General features: G+C 66.7%; 16 protein-coding genes. 9 read left to right on the forward strand and 7 right to left on the reverse strand.

From position 1 onward, the window contains the following. Positions 1 to 12: 12 nt before the first annotated feature. Genes hmcC through hmcA form a run of 3 tightly spaced genes read right to left on the reverse strand, consistent with a single transcriptional unit; the run spans position 13 to position 3,982 of the window. Entirely contained in the window at positions 13 to 1,179 is a 1,167-nt protein-coding gene (gene hmcC, locus K6142_RS01750) for a sulfate respiration complex protein HmcC (RefSeq protein ID WP_015946223.1), read from the reverse strand. 1 nt (position 1,180) lies between these two features. Beyond that, positions 1,181 to 2,299: a sulfate respiration complex iron-sulfur protein HmcB gene (gene hmcB, locus K6142_RS01755; RefSeq protein ID WP_015946224.1), complete on the reverse strand. Its 1,119-nt coding sequence runs from the start codon at positions 2,297 to 2,299 to the stop codon at positions 1,181 to 1,183. A 21-nt stretch (positions 2,300 to 2,320) separates the two neighbouring features. After that, positions 2,321 to 3,982 (reverse strand): sulfate respiration complex hexadecaheme cytochrome HmcA, encoded by a 1,662-nt coding sequence (gene hmcA / locus K6142_RS01760; protein WP_190244918.1) that lies wholly within the window; start codon positions 3,980 to 3,982, stop codon positions 2,321 to 2,323. Positions 3,983 to 4,747: 765 nt separating this feature from the next. Between hmcA and K6142_RS01765 the strand changes: the two genes are divergently transcribed. Next, positions 4,748 to 5,596 (forward strand): sugar phosphate isomerase/epimerase family protein, encoded by an 849-nt coding sequence (locus K6142_RS01765; protein ID WP_190244917.1) that lies wholly within the window; start codon positions 4,748 to 4,750, stop codon positions 5,594 to 5,596. 123 nt (positions 5,597 to 5,719) lie between these two features. Here K6142_RS01765 and K6142_RS01770 read toward each other — a convergent pair whose 3' ends face one another. The 3 genes from K6142_RS01770 to K6142_RS01780 form a co-directional block, all read right to left on the reverse strand. Next, positions 5,720 to 6,754: an MBL fold metallo-hydrolase gene (locus K6142_RS01770; RefSeq protein WP_190244916.1), complete on the reverse strand. Its 1,035-nt coding sequence runs from the start codon at positions 6,752 to 6,754 to the stop codon at positions 5,720 to 5,722. 255 nt (positions 6,755 to 7,009) lie between these two features. Continuing rightward, the gene (locus tag K6142_RS01775) at positions 7,010 to 8,410 is read right to left on the reverse strand and encodes a sigma-54-dependent transcriptional regulator (RefSeq protein WP_190244915.1); all 1,401 of its coding nucleotides are present in this window, start codon (positions 8,408 to 8,410) and stop codon (positions 7,010 to 7,012) included. Next, positions 8,407 to 11,256: a DUF3365 domain-containing protein gene (locus K6142_RS01780; RefSeq protein WP_190244914.1), complete on the reverse strand. Its 2,850-nt coding sequence runs from the start codon at positions 11,254 to 11,256 to the stop codon at positions 8,407 to 8,409. The genes K6142_RS01775 and K6142_RS01780 overlap by 4 nt, the downstream gene beginning before the upstream one ends. 510 nt (positions 11,257 to 11,766) lie before the next feature. On the opposite strand from K6142_RS01780, the gene K6142_RS01785 reads away from it, so the two are divergent. The 3 genes from K6142_RS01785 to K6142_RS01795 all read left to right on the forward strand — a co-directional run bounded on the left by K6142_RS01785 (position 11,767) and on the right by K6142_RS01795 (position 13,897). Continuing rightward, positions 11,767 to 12,876, forward strand: coding sequence for a YeiH family protein (locus K6142_RS01785; RefSeq protein WP_190244913.1), 1,110 nt, complete (start codon positions 11,767 to 11,769; stop codon positions 12,874 to 12,876). A 24-nt stretch (positions 12,877 to 12,900) separates the two neighbouring features. Continuing rightward, positions 12,901 to 13,296 carry a biotin/lipoyl-binding protein gene (locus tag K6142_RS01790; RefSeq protein WP_190244912.1) on the forward strand — a complete coding sequence of 132 codons (396 nt, stop codon included), beginning with the start codon at positions 12,901 to 12,903 and terminating at the stop codon, positions 13,294 to 13,296. A gap of 133 nt (positions 13,297 to 13,429) precedes the next feature. Next, complete coding sequence (locus K6142_RS01795) at positions 13,430 to 13,897, forward strand: universal stress protein (RefSeq protein ID WP_223290352.1); 468 nt, start codon at positions 13,430 to 13,432, stop codon at positions 13,895 to 13,897. A 585-nt stretch (positions 13,898 to 14,482) separates the two neighbouring features. Here the strand turns inward: K6142_RS01795 and mscL are convergent. Further along, the gene (gene mscL / locus K6142_RS01800; RefSeq protein WP_190244911.1) at positions 14,483 to 14,929 is read right to left on the reverse strand and encodes a large conductance mechanosensitive channel protein MscL; all 447 of its coding nucleotides are present in this window, start codon (positions 14,927 to 14,929) and stop codon (positions 14,483 to 14,485) included. Between the two features lie 670 nt (positions 14,930 to 15,599). On the opposite strand from mscL, the gene K6142_RS01805 reads away from it, so the two are divergent. From K6142_RS01805 to K6142_RS01825, 5 genes are all read left to right on the forward strand, one after another. Then, positions 15,600 to 16,718, forward strand: coding sequence for a branched-chain amino acid ABC transporter substrate-binding protein (locus K6142_RS01805; protein WP_015946234.1), 1,119 nt, complete (start codon positions 15,600 to 15,602; stop codon positions 16,716 to 16,718). A 102-nt stretch (positions 16,719 to 16,820) separates the two neighbouring features. Continuing rightward, positions 16,821 to 17,729, forward strand: a complete 909-nt coding sequence (locus K6142_RS01810; protein WP_167122166.1) for a branched-chain amino acid ABC transporter permease — start codon at positions 16,821 to 16,823, stop codon at positions 17,727 to 17,729. Positions 17,730 to 18,011: 282 nt separating this feature from the next. Then, positions 18,012 to 19,259 (forward strand): ABC transporter permease subunit, encoded by a 1,248-nt coding sequence (locus K6142_RS01815; RefSeq protein WP_190244910.1) that lies wholly within the window; start codon positions 18,012 to 18,014, stop codon positions 19,257 to 19,259. Next, on the forward strand, positions 19,259 to 20,071 hold the full coding sequence (locus K6142_RS01820) for an ABC transporter ATP-binding protein (protein ID WP_167125141.1): 813 nt from the start codon (positions 19,259 to 19,261) through the stop codon (positions 20,069 to 20,071). The genes K6142_RS01815 and K6142_RS01820 overlap by 1 nt, the downstream gene beginning before the upstream one ends. Further along, entirely contained in the window at positions 20,064 to 20,768 is a 705-nt protein-coding gene (locus K6142_RS01825) for an ABC transporter ATP-binding protein (protein WP_015946238.1), read from the forward strand. The genes K6142_RS01820 and K6142_RS01825 overlap by 8 nt, the downstream gene beginning before the upstream one ends. The last annotated feature ends 336 nt before the right edge of the window (positions 20,769 to 21,104 follow it).

The raw sequence follows: 21,104 nt of genomic DNA on the forward strand, positions 1-21,104 counted from the left end.
TCCTTGGCTGCCCTAGTGGGCGTCCTTGTAGTCGGGATGCTCGTACAGCACCGGCATGCGCGTGGCGATGAACCGGTAGACCGTGATGATGAGCGTCACGATGAACACCGACACGCCGATCTCCATCCAGTGCGGGAAGTAGCGGTCGGCGGCGGGCAGGTTCCAGTTGAAGGCGACGAGCGAAACGTTGAAGCGGTTCAGCACGATGCCCAGCACCGCGTTGATGGACGCGATGCGCACCAGGGTGACGTTCTTCTCGCGCACGCCAAGGGCGTACAGGAACGAGGGCAGCGCCACGAAGCCGAACATCTCGACCAGGAACCAGGCCCCGTAGCCGGTGCCGAGGTAGGCCCAGTCGTTGTCCATGGCGATGTCCATGGTCTTGATGAAGAAGTACCCGGCAAGCACGAACGAGGCGGCCTTGCCGAAGCCGAAGATCACGCCTTCGGCCTCCTTCAGGTGGGTTTCGTCCATCTTGTGGTGCAGCCCGGCGTGGGCCAGGGTGCCTTCGAAGATGACCATGGAAAGGCCCGCCACCATGGACGAGATGAAGAAGAACACCGGCAGGAAGCTGGAGTACCACAAGGGGTGCAGCTTGCCCGGGGCGATCAGGAACAGCGCGCCCAGCGACGACTGGTGCAGGGTGGACAGCACCACGCCGAAGATGGTCAGCATGATGGTCAGCTTGACGATGACGTTGCGCAGCTTGCGCAGGCCCAGCCATTCCAGCGCCGCCGGGGACCATTCCACGAACAGCACGGTAAGGTAGGTGGCCACGCACAGGCCCACTTCGAACAGCAGCGAGGTGGTGCCCTGCGAGTACACCAGCGGGTAGGGCAGGCGCAGCGGGTGGCCCAGGTCGTAGTGCAGCGCCACGACCACGAAGAAGTAGCCGAGGAACGCTGTGGTGATGGCCGGGCGCACCGCCGAGTGGTAGCGCTTCATCCCGAACAGGTAGCACGAGGCCGAGGTGACGTAGCCGCCGGCGGCCAAAGCCACGCCGCACAGCAGGTCGAACCCGATCCAGATGCCCCACGGGTTGTTGTCGGACAGGTTGGTGACGGCCCCGATGCCCTGGGTGAAGCGGATGAAGGTGATCACCGCGCCCACGGCCAGGATGATGCCCGTGATGATGTTGCCGGGCGTGAACAGGCCGTTCTTGGTGTTGGCGTCATGCATGTTATGCATCCTCCTTGCCTTCGCCGTCGTCGCCGTTTTCGGCGGTCTGGCCTTCGGCACGCAGGGCGGCGAACTTCTCTTCGAAGGCTTGCTCCGCCTGTTCCATGGCCTTCTTGACCTCGCGGGTCACGGCGGCGTCCTTTTCCTTGGCCGCCTTGGCCAGGGCGGTATCCATGGCCTTGGCCGCATCGTCGCGGGCCTTGGCCAGCGCGGCCTGCACGGCTTCTTCGCGCTCTTCCGCCGCAACCTTTTCCTTGCGCTTGGAGATGGCGTAGGCGCCGGTCAGCAGCACCGGCCAGATGCCCACCACCATGGGCACGGAACCAAGGGCCCCCGCCGTGTATTCCGGCGCGGACTTGGTGCCCATCTCCTGCTGGCCCACGGCCTCGAAGGGCACGCCAGCCAGGTACATCCACGCGGTGCCGCCCATTTCCAGTTCACCATAGACGTGATCCTGGTACCGGCCGGGATTGCTGCGGATGCGGTCATGGGCGATGCGCACGAGGTCTTCGCGCTTGCCGAAGGTCAGGGCCTCCTTGGGGCAGGCCTCGACACAGCCGGGCAGCTTGCCTTCCTGGATGCGCGGGTGGCACATGGTGCACTTCTGGATCAGCGGGTCGAAGGGTTCGTCGTACTGGAAGGCGGGCACGTTGAACGGGCACGCGATCATGCAGTAGCGGCAGCCCACGCACAGGCTGCCGTCGTAGGTGACGGAGCCGTCGGGGTTCTTGGTGAAGGCCTTGACGAAGCAGGCCGAGGCGCAGGCGGGTTCCAGGCAGTGGTTGCACTGCTGCTTGCGGAACACCGGATGGTCCAGCCCTGCCACATTGTACTTGTTGACCACCGTCCAGTTGTTCGAATCGGTACGGCGCGATTTTTCCAGCACCGTAAGGTCGTCGAACTTCACCTTGGGCGCGGGCAGCTTGTTCACCTCGTTGCAGCCCTGCTCGCACTTGCGGCAGCCGATGCAACGGGTGGTGTCGTGCAGCACCCCGTAACTGTCCTTGTAGCCCTTGAAGCTCTGGTTGCCCGCCGCGACGGCCTTTTTCGCGCCTACAGCGCTCATGGCCGTGGAAACACCGGCGGTGCCCAGCAGGGTCAGGAATCTTCTCCTGTTCATGGATAACTCCTTACCGGTTTCCTATTTCGCGCGTTCCTTGTGACACTCGGCGCAGGCCGTATCCGCGGGCTTTTCCAGCTTCATGCGGTTGTGGCAGCCCATGCACTGCTGGTGGTAGGCAGCCTTCAGGCCGGGGCGGTCGCCCTTGGCGGCGTCGAAGGGCTGGCCGTGGCAGCTGGCGCACTTGGGCGGCGTCTTGCTGGCGGGGCTGTTGTGATGGCAGCCCGCGCAAACGGTGGCCTTGTCGGTGTGGAACGTGCCGGCCAGCTTGTCGTCGCCGATGGCGGCCATCAGGGTGTTGACGATCTTGCGGTGCGGCAGCTTCGAGGGTTCGTACTTGTCGGACAGCACGCCGATGGTCACGAACTCGGGGATGTCGTCGGCGGGCAGGGTGCCCTTGGTGGTGCGGCGGGCGGCCAGGGTGGCGGCGGCCACGTCGGCGCGCTGCTCCTTGGTGGCCTTCAGCAGGCCGCCGTCGGCCACGGTCTTGGCGTCCATGCCGACAGGATCGGCGTGGCACACCCCGCAGGCGGCTTCGGGCTGGGGCTTGGCGCCGGTCTTCATGAAGCCGTGGCAGCCGGCGCAGGCAGGGGCTTGCACCTTCTGGTTGTGGCAGCCCACGCAGCTCTTCATGGAATCGGGCTGGTGCATGGCCTTCTCGATCTGCACGAAGTTGCCGTCCTTCACGCCTTCCAGCGTGTGGCAGGTGGTGCAGTTGTCGATCTTCACGTGGTGGCAGGCGCGGCAGGTGTTGCTGGCCGTTTCGTGCACCTTGTGGTTGAAGGCCACGGGCTTCATGGCGCCCTTCATGCCCTTGGGCGCGGTCTTGCCCACTTCGGGCAGGACCATGGCGGCATCAGGCTGGCCGCGTTCCAGGCGGGGCACGTCGCGCACCACCTTGAACTTGGCCTGCATGGCCGGGTCGTGGCAGCCCGCGCAGGAAACGGGGCCGCTGTCGGCCTTGGCCGGGGCGGCGGCCACGCTGCGGTGGCAGGTGATGCACTGGGTATGCGCGGCTTCACGCAGCGAGGGCTTCTTTTCCACGCGCGCGTCGCCGTGGCAGGCGCGGCAGGAATCTTCCTTGTTCTTGACCCAGGAAAGCTTCTTGGCGGCTTCGTCGTACACGTGGTGGCAGGCGCCGCAGTTCTTCTGCGGGTCGTTCACCGGCGCGATGGCCTTGGCGGCCACGTGGCGGAAGTGCAGCGACTTGTCGAGGCCGATCTGCTTCCACGAAGAGGCCATGGGCTTCGGGTTGTGGCAAGAGCGGCATTCGCCGTCCTGCGGCCCGGTCTTCTTGCCCGCCTTGGCCTGCTCGGTGTGACAGCCGATACAGTTGGCGTGGTAGATATTCTTCAGGTCGGCGGCAGTGGTGTCCTCAAGGCGCATGAACTTGAGCGACATCTTGCCCTTGTCGTCATTCTTGTGGCAGGTGGCGCATTCCTTGCCGGGCGCGGCGACCTTGGCCACGGCCTCGGAATGCCGATCGTGCGGGAAGGTGACCTTCGGCAACTCCAGGTTGCCGAATTTCGCCATGACGCCGATCTCCACCAGGTCGGCGCGCTGCTCGCCCGTGGAGCCGGGAAGGGGCTTGGTCGTGCCCCGCGCATCCAGTCCGAAGACCGTGACCGCAGCCACGGCGACCAGAGCTCCCGCCCATCGCAGCAGTGATTTCGCGTTCATCATAGTGGCAGTCCTTTGAAATGAGTGAAACGCTTCCTCTGACAACCCTCAGTCGGCGTGCCGCCAGCCGGTTCCCTGCGGCTTGCGCGGCGGCACGTTCGGACAGAGCCCTGCCACGAAACGGAACCGCGCCAGTGCCCCCCATGCCGGGGCACCCGCGTGTGGTCCGAATCGTGGTTCCTCCCTGTGGCGTTCGCGCTATTCCGATGTGTGTCCTGTGATGCCGCGCGGTTACGCGGTAGGCGCAGGCGCATGCACCGGGGTTTCTCCGGCCGTTGGCGTCGGTCGGAAGGCACGCGAATACCCTACTTCTAGGGTATGGAATAATTCCTACCGGAGGGGTATGCGATTATCAAGGGTGCGTCAAGCACATTCTGCGGAAAATCGGGGTTGCTCGAAGGGTTTGGCAGATCGCTGCTACATGTTGAAATAATTTATGAACTTTTGGTATGTAAGCGGTTGCAAACCGGCCTTTTTTAGTCCGGATTAAGGCGGTACGCGGGGTGGCGGCGGGGTGGTTTTCATGAGGGTGCCGAAAAAAAAGGGGGATGCGCGTGAAAAGGGCGCGGATGCCCCTATACGGGGGCAAGGTGGCCCAAATGCGGGGTGCGGTGTGCCAAAGGCGGGGTGTGGGGTGCGCAAAACGGGGTGAGGTCGTTTTGAAGGGCGCGCCGCCGCACGTCGGGCATCACCTGGCTGACCATTCCGCGCAGGCCTGTCCCCAGCTGCGTGGTTGGCCCCGGACGGGCGCTGTGCTACACGCCCCCCATGCACACCTTCGTGAATCTTCCCCTCAGCTGGGTCGTCCGCGACCCGGCGTGGCTCGACCGTTTCGCGGCCGATGGGCTGGCCCCGGAACTGGGCATCGACACCTTTGCCGTACAGGAACTGACGCTGGACTGGCACCGTGACACCGCGCGCCGCCTGGTCGATGCCGGGCTGGCCTGCGCCGTGCACCTGCCGTTTTTCGACCTGCACCCCGGCAGCCTCAACAACGCCATCCTGGCCGCCAGCCGCGACACCCTGCGCCGCGCGGCGGAACTGGCCGCCCTGTACGCGCCGCGCCACATGGTGGGGCACGCCGCCTTCGACAACAGCCAGCATGGCGGAGCCTTTGCCGCGTGGCTGGAGCGGGCCTGCGGCACGTGGGCGGCGGTGCTGGAAGTGTGCGCTGCGCCCGTGCACATCGAAAACACCCACGAGCGCGACCCCGAGCCGGTGGTCGCGCTGGTCGATGCCCTGGCTGGCCGTTTCGGCGTCCGCGCGGGTATCTGCTTCGACGCCGGGCACTGGCACAGCTTCGCGGGCGGCGCGCAGCGGCGCGACTTGCGGCGCTGGCTGGACGCCTTTGCCCCGCGCCTTGCCCACCTGCACCTGCACGACAACGACGGCAGCGACGACCAGCACTTGGGCCTGGGCACCGGGTCCATTCCGCTGGACGACCTGTTCGGCGGGCTCATGGCGCGCGGGCTGCACCCCACCGCCACCCTGGAGCCGCACGATGAAGCGTCGTTTGCCGTGTCCCGCGCCTGGCTGGCCGCGCGCAAGCACTACGCGGACGTGCTGACGTCCGTGAATGAACCATCCGGGGAACCTGCCGGAACATCCGCCGTCTGAAGCGCCCCCGCTGTTTCCGTCCATTGCCTGTTTCGCAAATGAAGCGCGCCGCCCGGTACCTGCCGGACGGCGCGTCGTGCATTGCGGATTCCGCGGATGGGATTGGCGGCGGCACCGCCCCGGCTACAGCCCGTCGGCGTAGTTCACGGGCAGCCAGGCGTAGCCGCCCTTGCCGCCATTCCTGGCGCGCACCCGGCCCAGGCCGGGGAAGGGCAGGTGCGACCCGGCCACCCAGCAACCCTCGGCGGCCACCTGGGGCAGCAGGCGCAGGCGGGTGGCCACGGCGGTCTTCTGGTCCACGTCGAAGTCGATGGATACCTCCGGCCGGGCGAACTGCACCGGGGTGCTGTGGATGATGTCCGCCCAGAACAGCAACGCCGCGCCGCCCGAGGACACCCGGAACCCGCAGTGCCCCGGCGTGTGGCCGGGCAGGTCCACGGAGGTGACGAACGGCAGTTCGGGCAGGGGCGCGGCCCCCGGCGTGAAGGTGTGCAACTGCCCGGAATCCTTGTAGGGGGCCAGCGCCTTGCGCAGGGCCAGCAGCCCGGCCTTGCGCCCCTCCGGCGCTGCGGCGAAGGTGGTGTCGCTGGTCCAGTAATCCAGTTCCGGGGCGCTCACGTGCACGCCGGCATTGGGGAACACCCGCGCGCCCGCGGCGTCCACCAGGCCCATGGCGTGGTCCGGATGCAGGTGCGAGAGCAGCACGTGGTCGATGTGTTCCGGGGCGTACCCGGCCGCGCGCAGGTTGGCGGGCAGGTGCCCGCCCCGCGCGCCGAAGAAGGCGCCCGCGCCGGTATCCATGAGCACCCTGCGCCCCCCGGCATCCAGCAAAAAGCAGTTCACGTTGCTGGTGGCGGGCTGCCCGGCGGGGATGCCCGCATCCTCCAGCAGGGCGTCGATGTCCTTGCGGTCGGCGCCGTGCAGGATGGACGGGTCGAGCTTTCCGTGGGCGTCGAACAGGGCGAACACGCTCGCCTCGCCCACCGGCAGGCGGAAAAAGCCGGGCGCCTGCGTGCCGGGGGATGCAGGGGGCGGGGAGGATGCGCCCGTTCCCGCGCCGCCGGTGGTGGCGGTGGCGGCGGTGGCCGCCGTGGCGGGCAGGGTGGCCAGTGAGGCAACAGCCAGCAACGATTGCATGAAGCGTCTGCGATCAAGCATGCGGGCCTCCGGGATGGTTGGGGCGACGGGTGGCGGGAACGCCTGCTGATGGCGGAAGCGCAAGACGACGGGATGTTCCGGCGGCGCGTCGCGGGCAGGCGGGGTGGCAGCGACGGGCAATGCGTTGCCCGTTGGTACAAGATAGCACGCGGCGGCGCACAGGCAAGCAGGCACGGGCAGGATGCCGCGTGCGAACGCGGGGCAGGCCGCCCGCGCCGCCATTCCCTGCCTGCGCGGTTATTCCCTGTCCGTACCCTATTCCCTGCCTGCGCCGCCGATGCCCAGCCGTCGCAGTATCTTCTGCAACGACACCCGCTCCAGCCCGGAGATGCGCGCCGCCTCGGAGATGTTGCCCTCGGTGCGTTCCAGCAGCCGTTCCACGTAGCGCCGGGTGAATTCGTCCACCACGTGGGCCTTGGCGTCCTTGTACGGGGTAAGCGTTGGCTCGGCCACGGGCGCGGCGCAGTCGGCGGGGCCGTCCACCAGCCGCAGGTGGGCCATTTCCACCGTGGGTCCGGGGCAGAATACCGCAAGACGCCGCACGAAGTTCTGCAATTCACGCACGTTGCCAGGCCATTCACGCCCGCACAGGCAGGCCATGGCTTCCGGCGAAAGCCGCTTTGCGGCTATCTGCATCTCTCGGCAGGTCTGGACCAGAAAGTGGTCGGCCAGCAGGGGGATGTCGTCGGCGCGGTCGCGCAGGGGCGGGGTGTGGATGGTCAGCACGTTGAGCCGGTAGAACAGGTCTTCCCGGAATTCCCCGCTCTTGATGCGCGCCTCCAGCGCCTGGTTGGTGGAGGCGATGATGCGCACGTCCACCTTCACCGTGCCGCTGGAGCCCACGGGGCGTATCTCGTGTTCCTGCAACACCCGCAGCAGCTTGGTCTGGATGCCGGGCGAGATGTCGCCGATTTCGTCGAGCACGATGGTGCCCCCGGCGGCGGACATGAACAGCCCCTTGCGCGAACGTTCCGCCCCGGTGAACGCGCCCTTGACGTGGCCGAACAGCTCGCTTTCCAGCAACTGGTCCGGAATGGCCGGGCAGTGCACGCTGACGATGGGCCGCTGCGCCCTGCCGGACAGGGCATGGATGGACGCGGCCACCAGTTCCTTGCCGGTGCCCGATTCTCCGCGCACCAGCACGGTGTAGTCCGACGCGGCCACCGCCGCGATGGTTTCCTTCAGCCTGCGCATGGCCGGGGTTTCGCCGATCAGGGTGCGTTCCATCCCCGTGCGCGACATTTCCTCGCGCAGTTGGCGGTTTTCGCGCAGCAGGCGGCAGCGCTCCAGCCCCTTGGTCACGGCGCGGTACAGGTCTTCGCGCCGCACCGGCTTGGTCAGGAAGTCGTAGGCCCCGTTCTTGAGCGCGGTCACCGCCGTTTCGATGGTGCCGTGCGCGGTAAGCAGGATGACGCTGGGGGTGGCGTCCTGGGTCTGGGCGTGGGCCATCAGCTCCAGCCCGTCCATGTCGGGCATGCGCAGGTCGGTCAGCAGCACGGCTGGGTCGCTGCGGCCCAGCAGGTCCAGCCCGGCCTTGCCGCTGGTGGCCACCAGCACCTCGGCATCGGGAAAGCCCGCGCGCAACTGGCGGGCCAGGCCGTTGGCGAAGTCCGCCTCGTCGTCCACCACCAGGATGGTCTCGTGGGGCGTGGTCATGCGTCGTGCTCCGTACGCGGGGCCGGGTGCTCCCGGTCCGCCGCGGGCAGGTGAAGGGTGAATACCGCGCCGCGCGCCAGCTCTGCCATGTCTGGCATGTCTGGCATGTCTGGCATGTCTGGCATGTCGGTTCGCTCGGCAGACCGGTTCTGGCCGTCTGTGGCGCCCGTGCCATCGGGGCAGTGCGGGCCGGTTCCGATGGCCGGGGCGGTTTGGGCGGCCTCGGCAAACAGGGCGGCCAGGTCGATCCGGCAGGCCAGGCCGCCAAGGGCCGCAGGGGCAAGGTCGGCTGGGGTCAGGTTGCGCGCCTCGATGCGCCCGCCCATGTCCCGCATGATGCCGAAGACCACGGCCAGCCCCAGCCCGGTGCCGCGCCCGGCGGCCTTGGTGGTGAAGAACGGGTCGAACAGCCGGGGCAGGTGTTCTTCCGGAATGCCGGGGCCGTTGTCGATGACGTGCACCACCACCTCGCCGTCTTCGGGCAGGCTGCGCGCGGACAACACCACCAAGCCGCGCTGCCGGGGGCGTGGGATGGCGGCGGGGGACATGGCGTCGGCATCGCCGGTTTCACCGGTAATTCCGTTCATGTCCTGTGGGCAGCTGCGGTCCTCGGGTTCGGCTCCGTGCATGGTCGGGCCATCGGTCTCCACGGCGTCCAGAGCGTTGAGCAGCAGGTTGGTAAGAATCTGCTCCAGCCCGTTGCGGTCGGCCAGCACCGGCGGCAGCGGGGCGCAACCGGCGCCTCCGGTTGTTGCCCCGTCCTGTGACACGTCCTGTGAAACATCGGGGACGATGCGCGCCCGCGCGGCCCGCGCCCGGGGGCGAAACACGTCGGCCAGCCCCGCCAGCACGTCGGCCACGTCGCAGGGGCCGCGTTCCGCCTGCTTGGGCCGGGCAAAGTCCAGCAGGTCGCGCACCACCTTTCGGGCCTGCTCGGTGTGGCGCATGATGACGTCGATGTCGGCCTGGGCCTGCCCGTCCGGCGCGGCGGCGCGCAGCAGATCAGCGTAGCAGTGGATGACCCCCAGCGGGTTGTTGATCTCGTGGGCCAGGCCCGCGGCCAGCTTGCCCACGGCCACCAGTTTTTCGTGCTGCTGGACGCGTTCCAGCATGCGGCGTTCGTCCGTGGTTTCGCGCAGGTAGGCCACGGTGCGCCCGCCGCGTTCCAGCCGCCCCCCCAGCGGGTAGGCGTTCACCGCAAAGGACCGTCCGTCGCGCAGGGTCACCGCGCGCGACACCGGGCCGTCGCCCATGCGCGCGGCGATGTCTGCCGCGTCCAGCAGTTCGGCCAGGGGGGTGCCGTTCGTGTCGGCGGCGTTGCCGTGCCTGTCGTCGTCCCCGCCGGGCGATGCCGCCAGCGACCGGGTCAGCCGACGTGCCGAACTGTTGGCCAGCACCACCCGGCCATCGCCGCCCAGCAGCAGCAACGGGTCGGAAATTCCCTCGAAGATGGAATCCAGCAGGGCGTTCTGGCGCAGCAGGTTGTCCAGCGCGTCCAGGTTGTCCATGGCGATGCCCAGCTGCCGCCCCACGGCCTGGGCCAGGTCCGCCGTGCCGGGGCCGCAGGCATGGTCCGCATCCCAGTACAGGCACAGCAGGCCGCGCGTGGTGTCGCTGGTCTGCACGGGAATGAACCAGGCGCGCGGAGTGAGGCGCGGCGAGCCTTCCGCCGCCATGTCGTGCCAGTCGGCGGGCAGTTCGGGCCGCACCGCGCGGTCCGGCCAGGCGTGGAAGTCGCTGGCCGAGAGCACGCAGGCGTAGGCGGCCCGGTCCGCACCGAAGCGCCGCGCGATGAGCGCCAGCGAGGCGGCCAGCAATTCTCCCTTGCCGCTGCTGCGGTTCAGGCGGTCCAGCAGCCCCACGAACAACTCGACGTCGGTGCGCCGGGCCGTGGCCTCGGAGGCGAGGTCCACGGTGCGCTCGTGCACCATGCCTTCCAGGTTGGCCGCGTAGTCGCGCAGCTTGGCCCGCGCCTCGCTCAGGTGCAGGGCCAGCGATTCCATGTCGCCCAGCAGGTCGTCTATGCCCACGTCCGGTTGGCCGCGGCGGGGCATGGTCATGTCCGCCTCGTCCGGGAAATGGCGGCGCATCACCCCGCCCATGCGGCGCAGGTTGTGCACCACCAGCCTGTTGAAGAACACGTGGATCACCGCGAACAGCACCAGCGCCCCGCCCGCGAACAGCACCCCGAACGACATCACCGCATCGGTCATGCCGCTGACGGCCTGGTCCATGGGCAGGGCCACCATGGTCATGCCCGCCAGATCGCCGGTCTTGCGCCAGAAGCCGCGTTCAGCCCCGTACATGGCCAGCAGCACGGGCGGGGCCTCTGCCGGGTCGCCGTGGCAGCGCAGGCACGCGGTTTCGAAACGCACGGGCTTGGCCGTGATGAACCTCCGCTCGCCCTCGTCCTCGGTCACGTCCTCCACGCGGGTCAGTTCCGGGTCTTCCTGGAACCGGGCAATGATGGAACGCTCCAGGTCCGAGGCCTCGTAGGCAGGGTTGCGCGCGCCCACGGCCACCCGGCGGTAGGTGAAGCGGTCGTGGGCCAGGTTGTTGTCGTTCATCACCGCGCGGGTGACGAACGAGGTGGACATGGCCTCGATGACGAAGGTGTCTTCGGAGAGGGTTTTATACATGGCAGGGCGCAGGGTGTTGCGCACGTAGCTCTGCACCGCCTCGGCCTGCGAGAGGATGAGCGCCGCGCGGTCGCGGGCCTCGTTTTCCACCAGCCGTTCCAGGTGCATGAACAGCGAAAGGGCGAAGAACCCGCCCAGACAGGCGAGAATGAGCAGCAGGCCAAGCAGGAAGCGGGCCTGCAACGAATGAGGCGTGAGTCGGATCACAGGGTTCCTTGCGCGATGCATCAACAGATATGAAGGGCGGCCGTCTTCGGCTGTTCCGGCCAGGCGGATTCGCCAGCGGCGTCGCATGGCCGATGTCTAGCACAGGCGGGGCAAAGGGCAACCCGCGTTCCGCAAGCTGCGTTGCACCGGCTGCGGGTGCTGCCGCGAGTTAGCAGGCGGGTAGGCACTCATGTTCCGTATCATGCTATTATTGTTTGCATTGAATGTTCCGGACCGGGTTGGTCCGCGTCTTGCTCATGGGGGGCGATATCCGGCGCACGGAACCGTGGGCGCGGGCAGGGCGGGCGGCGCAAAGGGGCGCCGCGCGGCTTCGCCCGCAACCTTTCCCGGCAGCGGGGAAGGAACGGCACCGGGCTTCGGCAAGGGACAAGGGAAAGGGAAGATGCACCGGCGGGCCATGCCCGCGTCATGCTCTCGGCAGGGGCGCGGCAGGGCGATACGCCGGGGCATCCGACCAAAGATCACGCAACCCCCAGGAGATGCAACGCAATGGAAGACAAGGGGCTTTTCGGTAAGATCCTGGCCATCGTGCCCGGTCTCGCGGTGATGATCGGCACGCTCTACGTGCTGCGCGTGTACGTGGAACCGTGGATGAAGGACGCCGTGGTGTTCGGCAGCAAGGGCTGGCTGGTGCAGGTGCTGAGCCTGAACTACATCCTGCTGTCCATCCTGACCGGCATGTTCTACCGCAACATCCTGTTCGGCGGAAAAATTCCCACCTGGGCGGAAGAAGGCTTCCGCACCACCCGCCTGTTCATCAAGACCGGCGTCATCATGCTGGGTTCGCTGTACACCTTCGACAAGCTGCTGAAGGTCGGCGGCGTGGCCATCGCGCTCATCGTGGCCTTCGTGTTCGGCACGGCCCTCTTCGTGCTGTGGCTGGGCAAGCGCCTGGGCGCCGACCGTTCGGTCACCGCCACCATGGCCGCCGCCTGCGGCGTGTGCGGCGTTTCCGCCGCCGTGGCCACCGCGCCCGGCGTGCGCGCCAAGCCCGTGGACCTGGCCCTGTCCATCGCCACCATTCTCGGCTTCGGCATCATGACCATGTTCGTCAGCCCGTTCATCGGCAAGATGCTGTCCCTGTCGGACTACCAGTTCGGCGCCTGGGTGGGCACGGGCATCCTGAACTCCGGCCAGGTACTGGCCACCTGCCTTGCCTTCAACCCCAACTTCGCCCCCGGCACCGCCGTGGCCTACGGCGAAATCTGGAACGTGGTGCGCGTGCTGTGCATTCCGTTCGTGGTGTTCTTCATCACCGCCTGGTACTGGAAGGGCGAGGCCGACGCCGAACACGTCAGCCTGGGTTCCATCCTTGCCTCCAAGTTCCCCATCTTCGTGCTGGGCTTCATCGGCATGACCGCGCTGTCCTCGCTGCACATCATCGGCGCCGAAGGTTCCGAGACGCTGCACCTGATGCGTGACGTGATGGCCTGGGTGTTCGGCATCGGCCTTGTGGGCCTTGGCGCGTACATCGACGTGCGCGAAATCAAGGCCGCGGGCGGCACGCCGCTGCGCATCGGGCTCATCGCGGGCGTCTCCAAGTACGTCATCGCCATGATCATCATCCTGGCCTTCATTCCGAAGGAAGGCGCCTTCTAGGCGGCCCGCACGAGGAGAATACACATGTCCGACAAGAAGAAGTCCCTTACCGTATTCAAGAGCGACCGCCACGAGGACGTGGCCGCCATCCTGGCCTCCGCCCTCATCGTGGTGGTGGTGCTGACCTACATGGCCTTCATCGTGCCCTCGGTGGGCATCAAGGCCTCGCAGGACGGCAAGCTGGTGGAGATCTTCGTGACCGAAGGCGCCGACGTGAAGAAGGGCGACAAGCTCTATGCGCTGGAAGTGGTCAAGAAGAAGTGGGTCAACAACGTGATGGAAGAGAAGATCGCCGTGGAAAGCTTCACCGCCAAGGCCAACGGCAAGGTGCTGAAGGTTTCCGGCAAGCCCGGCGACTCCCTGAAGAAGGGCAAGCAGACCATCGTGGTGCTGGAGCACGAGAAGGGCACCCTTCCCTAGCCATCAGTCATCAGAACCGCGCGTGGCCGGGCGGAAACGTTCCATCCGGCCACGCGCGGCATGCACCTGACCCATGGCGGGCCGCCTGTGCCCGTCGCCGCATTCCACCCCGCCCACGGAGAACATGTCCCCCATGAAGTCGCCCACGACCACCCCCATGAAGCTGCTGCTCGCCCTTGACGACGGACCCGGCGCACGCCGTGCCGTGGACGAGGCCATCCGCATCGCCCGCGAGAAGGGCGCCACCCTGGACGCCCTGTTCGTCATCGACGCCACGTGGGACGTGTTTACCGGGCACGACTGGCTGTCCGGCTGCAATTCGCGCATCGGCTTTCTGGAGTACATGCAGGGGCTGGAGGAAAAGGCGGCGGCGGAAAGCGCGCGCGCCTTCCTGGAACGCAGGGGCGACGTGCCCGGCGAACTGCTGACCGCCCCCGGCGACGTGGTGGACGTGATCCGCGAGCACGCGGCCAGGGGGTACGACCTGCTGGTGGTGTCCAGCCCGTTCACGCGGGGGCTTGAAGTCATGCGCGACGCCGTGGCCCGGCTGACCCGCGATGCCCCGTGCGACGTGCTGCTGGTGCGGGCCGCGCCGGAGTAGCTGCCGGAGTGGCCGCCGGAGTGGCCGCCGGAAACGGTCGCGGAACAGGTTGCCGGAAACTCACGCCGGAAAAGGGCGCCGAAACGGTCGCCGGAGAAGGGCGCCAGACGCCTTCGGTTTTCCGGCGGGGCGTGCGGTCTACACGTCTTGGCCACGCAGGTGCTCCCGGGGCGCACCGCATGCGGGCTTCACCGTGTGCCAGGCAAGCGCCCTGCGCCCGCATGAACGAAATTTTCGCACGGTTGCCCCTGCCTGCCGCACCCCCGTGTGGGGCAGCCGATGCGACCGCCCACGGGCCCGCCACCGCCGGAGGCATCTCCGGCGGTGGCGCTGCGTTCAGGGGCGGGGCTGCACCCGCGCGTGAGAGGACATTCGGCGCTCGTACCTCTTCGTCCGTTGGCAGAGAAGACTGCACCCGCGTGAGGGGGGCGTTGGGGCTGTCAGCCGGGTGGCCGGGCGGGTTGCCGGGCGGGTGGCCAACGGGGTGGCCAACCGGCTGGCCGGAAAGGCTGGCGGCGGATCGTGCCCGCCGCCGACCGCCTGCCGCCGCCCGCAATGGGCACACGTCGCAGCGGGCGTGCGCGATCAGCCTATCGTTGCCGTGCAGTGGGGGCACCGGGTGGCCCGCACGTCTATCTTGCTGAAGCAGAACGGGCAGTCCTGCTGCTTGGGCGCCGCCGGGCCTTCCAGACGTTCGCGCAGGGTGTTCACCCCGCGCACCAGCAGGAACACGGCAAAGGCCACGATGGTGAAGCTGACCACCGTGTTGGCGAACACGCCCGCGTTCAGGGTTACCGCGCCTGCCTGTTTGGCGGCGGCCAGGCTGGCGTAGGGGCCGGGCGCGGCGCCGTCGCGCAGGGTGACGAACAGGTTGGAAAAGTCCACGCCGCCCAGCACCAGGCCGATGGGCGGCATGATCAGGTCATCCACCAGCGACTTGACGATGGTGCCGAACGAGGCGCCCAGAATGACGCCCACGGCCATGTCCAGCGCATTGCCCTTGACCGCGAATTCCTTGAATGCCTTCAGCATGTGAACCTCCTGCTGCGAGAGAATGCCAGATGCTATGCACGCATTGGGGCGCGGCGGCAACCCCGCAGCGGCGCGGCGCAGCCCTGCCTGTTTTCTGGGGGTGGGCGGCAGGCGGGTGGGGCAGGCGGCATGGAGCCGAACCGCCAGGGCTGGAGGGAGGAGGCGATACGGGAACGGAAAGCGGCATGGGCGCGGAAGGCTGCATGGTCGGGGTATCGGTGAATCTGCCGTGGTGCTCTTGACGGATGAAGCGATGCAAGGGTAGGGCAGTGCGCCCGGTTCGAAACGAGAGGACGGCGTGGTGCCGCATTCGGCAACGCACGCGAGTGCGCACGGCAGGACAGGCGTATGGACACCACATTCTAAGCTGGTGGCCGCCGCGCACGCCGCAGGGCGGTCCGCACATTCGGTGTCAGTTTTTACGCCACGAAGTGATGCCAAAAATGACAACACTCGGTGTGCCGCCGGAATTTTGCCAAAACATCGGATAGTTGTCGTAACCGGTAGTGTTTGACAGCTTTCCGGATTCCGTGGCATCAAAAAGTGTTGGTCGATGGTGGCATTCCTGCCCGACGCGCTGCATTGCCGTGCGTGCGCGGGGTGGTCGCCGTTGCGGCAATGTCTTTACAATATTGTTCACTCGTTTCGTCAACATTTCGGAGGATCGAGCATGCGTAAAGGATGGTTCAAAGGCCTTGTTGCGGGTCTTGCCGTGGCCGTTATGGCCTGCCCGGCGTTTGCAGCGGACACCATCAAGTTCGGCGTGGCCGGCGCCCACAGCGGCGACCTGGCTTCCTACGGGCTGCCCACCGTCAACGCCGCCAAGCTGGTGGCCAAGATGATCAACGCCAAGGGCGGCGTGCTCGGCAAGCAGGTGGAAGTCATTCCCCAGGACGACCAGTGCAAGCCCGAACTGGCCACCAACGCGGCCACCAAGCTGGTGTCCGACGGCGCCAACGTGGTGCTGGGCCACATCTGCTCCGGCGCCACCAAGGCCGCGCTTCCCATCTACAAGGAAGCCAACATCGTACTGATGTCGCCCTCGGCCACCAACCCGGCCCTGACCCAGAGCGGCGACTACCCCAACTTTTTCCGCACCATCGCCTCTGACGATCAGCAGGCCAAGCTGGGCGTCGATTTCACCATCGACAAGCTGGGCAAGAAGAAGATCGCCGTGCTGCACGACAAGGGCGACTACGGCAAGGGCTACGCCGAATACGCCAAGCAGTTCGTCGAGCAGAGCGGCAAGGGCACCGTGGTGCTCTTCGAAGGCGTGACCCCCGGCGCCGTGGACTACTCCGCCGTGGTGCAGAAGATCCGCAACTCCGGCGCCGAAGCCGTGATGTTCGGCGGCTACCATCCGGAAGCCTCGAAGATCGTGCAGCAGCTGCGCAAGAAGCGCATGGACCTGCCCTTCGTGTCCGACGACGGCGTGAAGGACGACACCTTCATCAAGGTTGCCGGCAAGGACGCCGAAGGCGTGTACGCCTCCAGCTCCAAGGACGTGAGCGCGCTGCCCCTGTACAAGGAAGCCATCGAAGCCCACGTGAAGGAATTCGGCGCCGAGCCCGGCGCGTTCTACAAGGAAGCCTACGCCGCGTCGCTGGCCCTGCTGAACGCCATCGAAAAGGCCGGTTCCACCGATTCCGCCAAGATCATGAACGCCCTGCGCACCGAGTTCGTTGAAACCTCGGTGGGCAAGATCAAGTTCGACAAGCGTGGCGATGCCGAAGGCGTCGGCTTCTCCATGTACCAGGTGAAGAACGGCAAGTACGTGGAACTCAAGTAGTTCTGCGGAAAGCATTCGATACGACAGGGGGGCGGGCCAGAGGCCCGTCCCCCGAGTTTTGACAAGGTGCGGCCAGGGCCGCGCTTGTACGGGAAGGCACTAATGGATTGGCAGTATTTCTGGGAACTCTTCTTCGGCGGGCTGACGCGCGGCTCCATCTACGCGCTCATCGCGCTCGGCTACACCATGGTGTACGGCATCATCGAGCTGATCAACTTCGCCCACGGCGAAGTGTACATGATGGGGGCGTTCACGGCGCTGATTGTGGCGGGTGCCCTCGGCATCTACGGCTTTCCGGCCCTGGCCATCCTGATCATCGCGGCGGTGGTGGCGGTCATCTACTGTGCCGCCTACGGCCTGACGCTCGAAAAGATCGCCTACAAGCCCCTGCGCGACGCACCGCGCCTCTCGCCGCTCATCTCGGCCATCGGGATGTCCATCTTTCTCCAGAACTACGTCATCCTGGCCCAGACCTCGGACTTCATGCCGTTTCCCAATCTGGTGCCGCAGCCCGAATTTCTCGAGCCCATCGCGCACATCATGGGCGCCAGCGAGGTGCTGATCATCGTCACGTCGGCCGTTTCCATGGCCGCGCTGACGCTGTTCATCAAGTACACCCGCATGGGCAAGGCCATGCGCGCCACGGCCCAGAACCGCAAGATGGCCATGCTGCTCGGCATTGACGCCGACAAGGTGATCTCGCTCACCTTCGTCATCGGCTCGTCGCTGGCCGCCGTGGGCGGCGTGCTCATCGCCTCGCACGTGGGGCAGGTGAACTTCGCCATCGGCTTCATCGCGGGCATCAAGGCGTTCACCGCCGCCGTGCTCGGCGGCATCGGCTCCATTCCCGGCGCCATGCTGGGCGGCCTTGTGCTTGGCTGGTGCGAAAGCTTCGCCACCGGGTACATTTCGAGCGACTACGAGGATGCGCTGGCGTTTGCGCTGCTTGTGCTCATCCTCATCTTCCGGCCTTCGGGCATCCTGGGCAAGGCCAAGACGCAGAAAGTCTAGGCGGCGCCCCCACAAGGTGCCTTTTGTCCTCTGTCTTCGTCGGAACGCCTTTTTGATACGGTCGAGTACGCAAGAGTACGCGCTGCGGTCGCCAGTCGTAAGGCTCGCAGACCCGCCTGACGGCTGCCGCACTCACCGCATAAAACGTCGTTCTTCCATGACAGAGACCAAGAATCCCGCTTGAGGCGGCACCGCCGGTCTGCGGTAATCCGCAGGTCGCGGGCCGTCCCGCCGGGTGCCGGAGCACGCAGGACACAACGACGCATTCCGAGGAAAGTCTTCATGCAAGGTCTCAAGAAATCCATACTGGTCAGCCTGTGGTTCATGTTCCTGACCTTCCCGCTCATGGTCATCAGGATCGACAGCCTGAACGGGACCATCGACTGGCGGTGGGAGAACATGCTGGGCATGGGCGTGGGCTCGTTCGTGCTGTCCTTCGTGTGGCGGTTCATGCTGGCCCGCAAGGAAGCCGGGCGCGCCGCCGCCGCAGGCGGGGCCATGTCCGCGCGCGGGGCGTGGCTCGAACGCCTGCGCAGCGACCCCAAGGCCGCCGTGCCCGCCCTGGTGGTGGTGCTGGCCGCGTTCCTGGTGCTGCCGTGGGTGGTTTCCACCTACCAGACCAACATCATGATTTCGGCGCTGCTCTACGTGATGCTGGGCCTTGGCCTGAACATCGTGGTGGGCCTTTCGGGCCAGCTGGTGCTGGGCTACGTGGCCTTCTACGCCGTGGGCGCGTACTCCTACGCCATCCTGAACAGCAACTTCGGCCTCGGCTTCTGGTCGGTGCTGCCCATCGGCGGGGCCATGGCCGCGCTGTTCGGCATCCTGCTGGGCTTTCCGGTGCTGCGCCTGCGCGGTGACTACCTGGCCATCGTCACCCTGGGCTTTGGCGAAATCATCCGCCTGGTGCTGGAAAACTGGAGCAGCTTCTCGCAAGGGCCCAGCGGCATCGCCAACATCGAGCGACCCGGCCTGCTGGGCATGCAGCTTTCGGTCAGCGACGCCACCACCTACATCTATTATCTCATCCTGGCGGCGGTCATCGTCACCATCCTTGCGGTGACGCGCCTGAAGAACTCGCGCATCGGCCGCGCGTGGCAGGCCCTGCGCGAGGACGAGATTGCCTGCCAGGCCATGGGCATCGACATCACCACCACCAAGCTCACCGCGTTCGCGCTGGGCGCGTGCTGGGCGGGCTTCGCGGGGGTCATCTTCGCGGCCAAGACCACCTTCATCAACCCGGCCAGCTTCACCTTCCTGGAATCGGCCATGGTGCTCGCCATGGTGGTTCTGGGGGGCATGGGCTCGGTCATCGGGGTTTCGGTGGGCGCGCTGGTGCTCATCCTGCTGCCCGAATACCTGCGCGCGTTCTCCGAGTACCGCATGCTCATCTTCGGCGCGACCATGGTGCTGATGATGGTCTTCCGCCCGCAGGGCCTCGTTTCGCCGGGGCGCACCAAGTACAACGTGCCCGACGCCCAAGGCGCCGGTGCTGACGCGGCGCGCCCCGCCGCCGGAGGCAACGCCTGATGTCCGCAACCACCGCCAACGCGGCTGCCGCCGTTCTTGACGTCCGCTCCATTTCCATGAACTTCGGGGGCCTGCGCGCCCTGAACGAGGTTGACCTGCAAGTGCGCCAGGGCGAGATCGTGGCGCTCATCGGTCCCAACGGCGCGGGCAAGACCACGTTCTTCAACTGCATCACCGGCATCTACGTGCCCACCGAAGGCACCGTGCACGTGACCCCGCGCGACGGGCGCACCGTCACCGTCAACGGCCTGAAGGCCAGCCAGGTCACCGCGCTGGGCATGTCGCGCACCTTCCAGAACATCCGTCTGTTCCCCACCATGAGCGTGCTGGAAAACGTGATGATCGGGCGCCACTGCCGCACCCGCGCGGGCATTCTGGGCGCGCTGCTGCGCGACCCCAGGACCCGCGCCGAGGAACAGCGCATCGTCGAGGAAAGCTACGCGCTGCTCAAGAGCGTGAACCTGCACCAGCACTACAAGGACGAGGCGCGCAACCTGCCCTACGGCGCCCAGCGCAGGCTGGAGATTGCCCGCGCGCTGGCCACGGAACCCTTCCTGCTGTGCCTCGACGAACCCGCTGCGGGCATGAACCCGCAGGAAACCCACGAACTCAAGGAACTCGTCATCGAGATCCGCGAGCGCCACGAACTTTCCGTGCTGCTCATCGAGCACGACATGAGCATGGTCATGTCGCTGTCGGACCGCATCTACGTCATGGAGTACGGTTCGAAGATCGCCGAGGGCACCCCCGAGGAAGTGAGCAAGAATCCCAGGGTCATCAAGGCCTACCTGGGCGAGGAATCCCATGCTTGAGCTGCGTAACGTCAATGCCTTCTACGGCAACATCCAGGCCCTGCGCGACATCAACCTGACCATCGGCCAGGGCGAGATCGTCACCCTCATCGGCGCCAACGGCGCGGGCAAGACCACCACGCTGATGACCGTGTGCGGCGCGGTGCCCCCGCGCACCGGCGAGGTGCTTTTCGAGGGCAAGCCCATCCACACCATGAAGCCCAACGAGATCGTGCGTCTGGGCATCAGCCAGGTGCCGGAAGGTCGGTTGATCTTCCCCGACCTGACGGTGCAGGAGAACCTGGACCTTGGCGCTTTCCTGCGCAACGACAAGGACGGCATCGCCCGCGACCTGGACTACATCTTCGGCCTGTTTCCCATCCTGGCCCAGCGCCGCAAGCAGGCCGGGGGCACCCTTTCCGGCGGCGAGCAGCAGATGCTGGCCATTTCGCGCGCCATCATGGGCAGGCCGCGCCTGCTGCTGCTGGACGAACCCTCGCTGGGCCTCGCGCCCATCATCATCCAGCAGATCTTCGACATCATCCGCAAGATCAACGCCGACGGCACCACGGTGTTCCTGGTGGAGCAGAACGCCAACCAGGCGCTGAAGATCGCCCACCGTGCGTACGTCATGGAAACCGGGCGCATCACCCTGGAAGACACGGCGGCCAACCTGCTGGTGAACGAAGACGTGAAAAAAGCCTACCTCGGCATGTAGCCGGGTAGGCAGGATACATGGCCCCGCACGCGGGGTTTGCACATTGCCTGGCGTGGGCGGTCCTTTCCGAAAGGGGAGGGCCGCTCTTTTTTGTCTGGCGGGACGGGGAAAGCGGCCTGTCGCGGACCAGATCGGCCAAGCCGGCCAGATCGGCCAGGTCGGTACGGTCGGGCAGGTCGGCCATGTAGGTAAGGTCGGGCAGATACGGGCCAGATGCTTGACGATGCGTAGAGACGCATGACGACGCGTGGCGACGCGACAATACGCACACGGACTGCCGGGGCCGCCCGGTGGGAACGTGAACAGGGGCCACCGCCTCCGCCATGCGCAAAGGAC

Origin of the sequence: Nitratidesulfovibrio sp. SRB-5, from assembly GCF_019931275.1 — a bacterium.
Taxonomy (GTDB): domain Bacteria; phylum Desulfobacterota; class Desulfovibrionia; order Desulfovibrionales; family Desulfovibrionaceae; genus Cupidesulfovibrio.